Origin of the sequence: Actinomadura sp. NPDC049753, assembly GCF_040674655.1 — a bacterium.
Classification (GTDB): domain Bacteria; phylum Actinomycetota; class Actinomycetes; order Streptosporangiales; family Streptosporangiaceae; genus Spirillospora; species Spirillospora verrucosospora.
Genome location: NZ_JBFARL010000308.1, coordinates 1 through 6,428, shown reverse-complemented (window position 1 = coordinate 6,428; position 6,428 = coordinate 1). Strand labels below are relative to the sequence as shown.

Here is a 6,428-nt window from a genome sequence, read left to right as displayed (position 1 = left end):
CGTCATCCTCGCCGCCCCGCTCCGATCTTGTCGTTGAGCGCATCAGCGATCGCGCGGCTCGCCTCAGACGTCGCGTGCTGGTAGATCATCGCCGCCCGCACGCTGTCATGCCCCATCCGGTCCATGAGGTCACGCAGACTCGCCCCGCTCTGGGCTGCAAGCGTGTTGCCTGTGTGCCGCAGGTCGTGGAAATGGAGGTTCGGGAGCCCGAGCGTTTCCACCGCCAGGGGCCACCGGGACGTGCGCCGGAAGTTGATCCGCCCGCAGTACTCCGCCGCTGGGGCCCGCGAAGACGAGCGCCGTCGCATCATCTGCGACGTGTGCCCGCAGGTGTTTCCGCACCAACGGGACGATGCCCGCCGGGAACCTCACGGTGCGCTTGCCCGCCCGAGACTTGGGAGGCCCGATCACCGGGTCCCCAGTGTCCAGTTCGAGGTACTGCCGCCGGACGGATACCGCGCCGGTCTCCAGGTCGATATCCCGCCGGACCAGGGCCACGACCTCACCCCACCGCAGGCTTGCCCCGGCCAACTGTGGTCTCGGGGTCCGCGCCGCCGCCAGGCCGCGTATAGGCTCGCCCGACTATTCCAGCGTCTTAGGAGGGCCCATGCCTACGATCGGCCTCGCCGAGATCGTCATTATCCTCGTCATCCTTGGGATTCCGACGGTCCTCATCGTGGGATGGATCGCCATCTTTAAGAAGAGCATGAAGCGCCCTTGACGCCTCCGGCGGGGGCCTCCGACTCCGGGAAGTCTCGCCGTGTTCGTAATGGTCGCCGCGGGTTGAGGTAGGAAGCCTGAGCTTCCCGTCTGCCGACGGCCCGATCGGAGATCTACCAGACCAGGACCAGGGGCCAAGGTCGTTCGTCCGGCTCCACCAGCACGAACGCCTCCGCCCAAACCCCGGGCGGGGGCGTTCGTGCGATTAGCGTGGGATTAGGCCACTGGGACGAGCGCGCCACCGAGGCCGCCGTCATCCTCGTCATCGTCGCGGCCCCGCCTTGCGTTGACCTTGTCGTTGAGAGCGTCGGCGATCGCGCGGCGCGCCTCCGAGGTCGCGTGCTGGTAGATCATCGCCCGCTCGCAAGCTGTCATGTCCCATTCGGTCCATGAGGTCACGCAGACTCGCTCCGCTCTGCGCCGCAAGGGTGTTGCCCGTGTGCCGCAGGTCGTGGAAGTGCAGGTTCGGGAGCCCGAGCGTTCATGACCCTGGCCGCAGCCATTATCTGCTGGTGCCGCCTCGTCCGCTCATTCGGTACGACCTCAAGACTCCCGACAGAACCATCGTGTGAAGGTGTTGGTCGTCTCTTCTGTAGGTTGATCACCGGTGTTCGGCGCAGTTCTAGTCACGGCTACAGAGGCGCGGCGGACGGTTCAGACGTGGGTGAGTGCTCGGGTGGAGGCGTCGAGGATGTCGCCCAGAGCGGTGCGGGCCCGGGTGAGGTCGGCTATGCGGGAGTCCAGTTCGGCGTACTGGGTTCTGAGGTGGTCGAGAACGCAGGCCTGGAGCTCGGTGCCGTCGCCGACGAAGCAGGGCATGAGCTCGCGGATGACCTTGGTAGGGAGCCCGGCGGCGAGCAGGACGCGAATGCGGGCGACGGTGGCGGGGGCCTCGGGATCGTAATGGCGGTGGCCGCCGCCGCTGCGGTGGGAGGTGAGCAGCCCCTGAGCCTCGTAGTAGCGGAGCAGACGTACGGTCACGCCTGTTTCGCGGGACAGCTCTCCGATCTTCATGTGACCCACCTCATAGGGCAGCGGCTTGAATCTGACACCGGTGTCACATCCTAACGTCGATCACATGGCAACGACTTCCAGTGCACCAGCGCCTGTTTCGCTCTACGGATTCCTGACTCCCAAGCCCGGACATGCCGACGAGTTCCGGAAGCTCCTGATGGACCTCGTCGAGCCGTCTCGAGGGCACGAGGGCAACCTTCAATACCACCTCCACGAGCAAGAGGACGGCCGATTCTTCCTCTATGAGGTCTGGCGTTCGCAGGAGGACCTCGACCGGCACAACGCGACTCCGCTGCTACGTGCCTTCATGGACGAACTGCCCGAGCACATCGAAGGAACGCCCGAGGCATACTTCGGCGTGATGAGGAGCCCCTATCCGGCCCGCGCGGCCTGACTGGGCCCGCAGCGACTCGAAGGATTCCTGACGAAGTCAGAGGGCGGCCGGTCGACGCCAGCAGATGATGCCACAGGCCAGGTTAAGGAAGGCTTCAGGTGATGGCCGGAGCGCATGCCGGTCGTCCAGACGCCTGCGGCGGGATGATCGGCGCGGCCTGGCACGACCGACGACAACGGCTTGATCCGCACTCACAACGCAGGCGTGCGGTATGAAACGAGCACGAGGACCCGGCGGCGTGACGCCGGGTCCTCGCAGGTGGCCTGGCGGCCCCGCGGCTTAGCGGCTGAGCCGTGACCAGGCCACGATGGAGCCGATGGCCATGCAGCAGGCACAACTGAGGCCGAACAGACTGCCGACGTAGGTGTTGAAGAAGGTGTCGCCAGGGAAGACGCGGTCGAGGAACGCGAAACCGCAGACTCCCCCGACAACGCCCCCGACGACAAGGTTGATGCCCCCCGGGACGACGACGTCCCAGAAGCCGAGCGCATAGGGTGCGAAGAAGTCGTCACCCTCGATCACGTTGCTGACGCCGCTCGCCACGACAACGAGACCGGCGCCCACGACGGCGCAGACGACAAGGGCGACGGCGCCCATGGGGCTGAAGATGCGGTCCTCGTCGCCGTTGTTCATGATGGCGGCGCAGACGCCGGCGATGACGGCGCCGGTTCCCGGATGGCCGTGCTGGTGGCGCAGAGGCCCCGGGGCCAGAGGAACCGTGCGGGAAGCAGTCAGCTCTTGAGGCTCTCCAGGCCGTCTGCGACGAGTAGCGGAGTGAACTCCACGACGCTGTGCGTGGCGACGCTGTTCAGGACGTAGGGGTCGGAAGCCAGGATCTGGGCGAGCTCCTCGGCGGGCATGTCGGTCGTGAGGTAGACGCCACCGAACAGAGGCACCTGGCGTCCCGCCACCAGCAGCAACCGCCGGGCGATGAGATCCTTCAGCCACTCGCCGTGGGCCGGCCGCCACCGGTCTACATCCTTCAGAGGTGCCGTGTAGGTCACGGTGACAACGAACATGATCCAATTGTGGCTGGTGAGATCTGACGGGCGCCAAAGAAGCGGGTCTGGCTCGCAATGCTCAGCAGAAGGGCCGGCGCGCCGGCGCGAGATGATGACCTTGGAGTGATGGAGTTGCGGGTTGCTGGAAAGAGAAGACGTGCCCGACAAGGGCATGGATGAGTCGGCGATCGCCGGGTCGCTTGCGCGCGACGCGGTACAGCGGGCGCGTCGAGTCCTCTCCGAGCGTCCCTGACGGAGTGCCCGTCAAAGTCCTGCGGGAGATCACGCAAGCTTCACGGGCCGGGCGGTGTCCGGATGTCCAGTCGATGACCACGGCGCTCACGGCGCTGAAATGGTTCCTTCGGCAACCAGGCCGGAGGCTGACGGCAGAGGTGCACCCGACGTGCCCGTGTCATGATCCGCGGGAGGCGCTGGACACGCTTCACGAGATCGTCGCGGTGCTTCCCCCGCCTTCCCGGCGCCAGGTCTTGGCGATCGTGACACCGCTCGCGGAGCAGTATCGGGCCCGGACCCTGCATGATCCGTCCACGCCGGAAGACCGGCCATGGTGGCGACGGCGCATCGCTGAGCTCTGAACCACTACCGAGATCAGTCGGAGAACGCCGTTGGTCACGGACGAAGGTTGCTCCGGCCTGCCGGGCGCACTCCGCTACCGCCACGAGCAGACGTCGCATGACCTCTGGTGGTCCAGGTACTCCGTGGGCATGTCCTGATCGTCGCATTGTCGAGCGAGCCTGAGACAGGCTGCTGTCGCGGCGCGTGCCCGGTCGGCCGCGGAATGAACACGCTGCAAGATTTGCAGGTCGCACCGGGGAAGTGGTAGCGCACAGATCTAGCGGAACCCCCGTGGTCGCCGTAGGGTTCACCGCGTGATCAAAATTGGAGGGCGCGCGCTGCGCCTGGCCGCTGTCATGCTTCCCACGTTGACGCTGACGACCGTGTTGGCGTCCACCGCGCCGGCGAGCGCGGCAGGCCCCTCGTGCGGGTCGAGGTACGCACTGCGCAGCACCCATTCGATCTACGTGGACTCCAAGGTCCGCGGCTACCTCAAGGTCCACTACAACTCCTCCAACGGCTATAACTGCGCGCTGGCCGTCCGCAAGGGCTCGACGTCGCTCTACAGCATCAAGCTCAAGCTCTGCGTCTACAACGCGGCCCGTACCAAGTACGGCAACTGCAAATACGACGGTTACAGCAAGCGGAACCATTGGTACTCCGGGCCGCTCTACGTGTACGCCCGTCATCGCTGCCTGTACGTCCAGGCCTCCATCAACACCGATGGCTCGCACACTGGAACCCTGACCGGCAAGAAGGTTCACTGCGGCTGACCGGCGCTGACCTCGGCTGCCCGGCCGCCGCGCGGGTGAGGGGAGAGGCCGGTGTCCGGGACGGTACTGCCAGACGTCTACCGCGCCGATGTGGAAATCCTGTGGGACTACCACGACCTGCATCACGCGATTCGGCCCACCGACGTCGGCATCGGGCTCGGCAGCCATGATCTCGGTGTCGCCACCTTCGCGGCGGAGCTCTACCGGGAGGGGATGTTCCCTCGCATCGTCTTCACCGGGGCCAACGCGCCGACGACGATCGAGCGGTTCCCGCGAGGTGAGGCCGTCCACTACCGCGATCACGCCGTCGCGCTCGGTGTGCCCGATGAGGCGATCCTGGTCGAGCCTGAAGCCACCAACACCGGCCAGAACATCGAGTTCACCCGCGGGCTGCTCGCCGACCGCGGGATCGGTGTCCGCTCAGCGACGCTGATCTCGCGGCCCTACCAGCAGCGCCGCGCCTACTCCACCGCCGAGAAGCTGTGGCCGGAACTTGAGATCGTCTGCGCGTCGCGACCGCTCTCGTTGGACGAGTACATCGTGAGCATCGGAGACGTGAAGCGTGTCGTCGACATGCTGGTGGGTGACACGCAGCGCGTCATGGTCTACCCGGGCCGAGGATTCGCCACCCCGCAAGACGTGCCGGCAGAAGTCGAGGCGGCCTACCGTCGTCTGGTCGAGGCAGGATTCACCACCAGGCTCGTCCAGTAACCGTCTCGGGCATCGCGCCGTTGATGGGACCGGTCCCTCCGCGGGGGCGGAGGGACCGGCTTGTCGGTCAAGCGCTCAACCGGCCTGGCCCGGACGAGGGCCAGGAACGGCTGGAACTAGCAGCTGTGACCGTCACACAGCGAGCAGTACGACACCTGGCAGAACATGCACGTGACCTGCACGTGGCCGGGCCGGTCGCACGCTCGGACGATCGGAGGCGCTCCCATGGGCATGGGAACGACCGTCGACCATCCCGGACTCATTAACAGAGGCACTCCCATGAGCGGAGAGCCGGTGCGCGTGTTGTCCATCTATATCTACCACCTTGTTCTCTTGTTTTAGCCCCGAAGGCGCCGGGGCGGCACCGGGACGAACCCGGCCAATAGATGACCGTGCGGATTCAGGGCACATGCGCAAGCCATTACGCGAGCCACCATCGGTGCGGGGTTTCGAATACCTGTCACCCGCCTGAAGTAGACGGCTGAAACTCGTAACATTTCTCTTGCAAGAGAGCGTGAATATGTAATGCGATGAGCGGACTGGGCCGTGGAGCACCTGAGCCACCGTGGAACGGTCGGCGAGATTTTCGCTGATCAGGTGGCGGGGCCCGCGTTCCTCAAGTGGTGCCAGTCGTGGGAGACGGCAAGCTTCGAGAGGGCGTCATGCTGCTGGTCGCTTGTCAGAAGTTCGAACCAGGTCGTCCACCCTCGCGAGTCGGTCATTCTGGTCGCTAGTGGCATGGGCGCCGACGCTTGGGGCTGCTCTTCGGTGGGCGGGTGCGGATGAATCTGGGTGAGGCCAAACGGGAGTACCGGGAGGTGCTTGAGGCGTTCGCCGGTTCGGACGAGGCGGTTTCCGAGGCCCGGCTGGCGGACGTCCAGCTGCGCTTGGACGGTGTGCGCAAGCGTGCGATGCGTCAGATCGATCAGTACACGACGCGTAGGTTCCTTTCCGTCAATCAGCGGCGGGGCATGGTCACCAAGCTGGAATGGATGCACCAGAAGGCTCATGCCGAGGTACTCGCCATCGCGGCGGAGCGGCGAGGGGAATGATGCTGGGCGGCGCACCCGGTGAGGTCCTACGCCGGCCGCGAGCGGCTGCGACCGTATTCGGCCAGGGCGTGGAAGGCCGCCTTGGGTTCCCAGGGCATGTCCGGGTAGGTGGTGCCCTTGCCCGGGAGGACCTTGACGATGCCGAAGGAGGCCTTGTCGAAGTCGAGGGCGTCGGTGTCGGCGTGAG

Annotated in this window: 10 protein-coding genes; 5 read left to right on the top strand and 5 right to left on the bottom strand. The window is 65.9% G+C overall.

The window, feature by feature from the left end; genetic code table 11:
- Positions 1-2: 2 nt before the first annotated feature.
- The 3 genes from AB0K37_RS39385 to AB0K37_RS39375 all read right to left on the bottom strand — a co-directional run bounded on the left by AB0K37_RS39385 (position 3) and on the right by AB0K37_RS39375 (position 1,734).
- Entirely contained in the window at positions 3-221 is a 219-nt protein-coding gene (locus tag AB0K37_RS39385) for a tyrosine-type recombinase/integrase (RefSeq protein WP_363990550.1), read from the bottom strand.
- Positions 222-936: 715 nt separating this feature from the next.
- A complete protein-coding gene (locus tag AB0K37_RS39380) occupies positions 937-1,119 on the bottom strand; it encodes a hypothetical protein (RefSeq protein ID WP_363990547.1) in 183 nt (60 codons plus the stop codon).
- 255 nt (positions 1,120-1,374) lie between these two features.
- Positions 1,375-1,734 (bottom strand): MerR family transcriptional regulator, encoded by a 360-nt coding sequence (locus AB0K37_RS39375; protein WP_363990545.1) that lies wholly within the window; start codon positions 1,732-1,734, stop codon positions 1,375-1,377.
- Between the two features lie 64 nt (positions 1,735-1,798).
- On the opposite strand from AB0K37_RS39375, the gene AB0K37_RS39370 reads away from it, so the two are divergent.
- Positions 1,799-2,128 (top strand): putative quinol monooxygenase, encoded by a 330-nt coding sequence (locus tag AB0K37_RS39370; RefSeq protein WP_363990542.1) that lies wholly within the window; start codon positions 1,799-1,801, stop codon positions 2,126-2,128.
- A gap of 279 nt (positions 2,129-2,407) precedes the next feature.
- Here the strand turns inward: AB0K37_RS39370 and AB0K37_RS39365 are convergent, their stop codons facing one another.
- On the bottom strand, positions 2,408-2,761 hold the full coding sequence (locus AB0K37_RS39365; RefSeq protein ID WP_363990539.1) for a hypothetical protein: 354 nt from the start codon (positions 2,759-2,761) through the stop codon (positions 2,408-2,410).
- Between the two features lie 98 nt (positions 2,762-2,859).
- A complete protein-coding gene (locus tag AB0K37_RS39360; RefSeq protein WP_363990537.1) occupies positions 2,860-3,147 on the bottom strand; it encodes a YciI family protein in 288 nt (95 codons plus the stop codon).
- A gap of 308 nt (positions 3,148-3,455) precedes the next feature.
- Here AB0K37_RS39360 and AB0K37_RS39355 point away from each other — a divergent pair, with 308 nt between their 5' ends.
- The 4 genes from AB0K37_RS39355 to AB0K37_RS39340 all read left to right on the top strand — a co-directional run bounded on the left by AB0K37_RS39355 (position 3,456) and on the right by AB0K37_RS39340 (position 6,241).
- The gene (locus AB0K37_RS39355) at positions 3,456-3,725 is read left to right on the top strand and encodes a hypothetical protein (RefSeq protein WP_353832179.1); all 270 of its coding nucleotides are present in this window, start codon (positions 3,456-3,458) and stop codon (positions 3,723-3,725) included.
- Between the two features lie 336 nt (positions 3,726-4,061).
- The gene (locus tag AB0K37_RS39350) at positions 4,062-4,478 is read left to right on the top strand and encodes a hypothetical protein (protein WP_363990534.1); all 417 of its coding nucleotides are present in this window, start codon (positions 4,062-4,064) and stop codon (positions 4,476-4,478) included.
- A 51-nt stretch (positions 4,479-4,529) separates the two neighbouring features.
- Positions 4,530-5,189 carry a YdcF family protein gene (locus AB0K37_RS39345; RefSeq protein ID WP_363990531.1) on the top strand — a complete coding sequence of 220 codons (660 nt, stop codon included), beginning with the start codon at positions 4,530-4,532 and terminating at the stop codon, positions 5,187-5,189.
- A gap of 776 nt (positions 5,190-5,965) precedes the next feature.
- On the top strand, positions 5,966-6,241 hold the full coding sequence (locus tag AB0K37_RS39340) for a hypothetical protein (protein ID WP_363990528.1): 276 nt from the start codon (positions 5,966-5,968) through the stop codon (positions 6,239-6,241).
- The last annotated feature ends 187 nt before the right edge of the window (positions 6,242-6,428 follow it).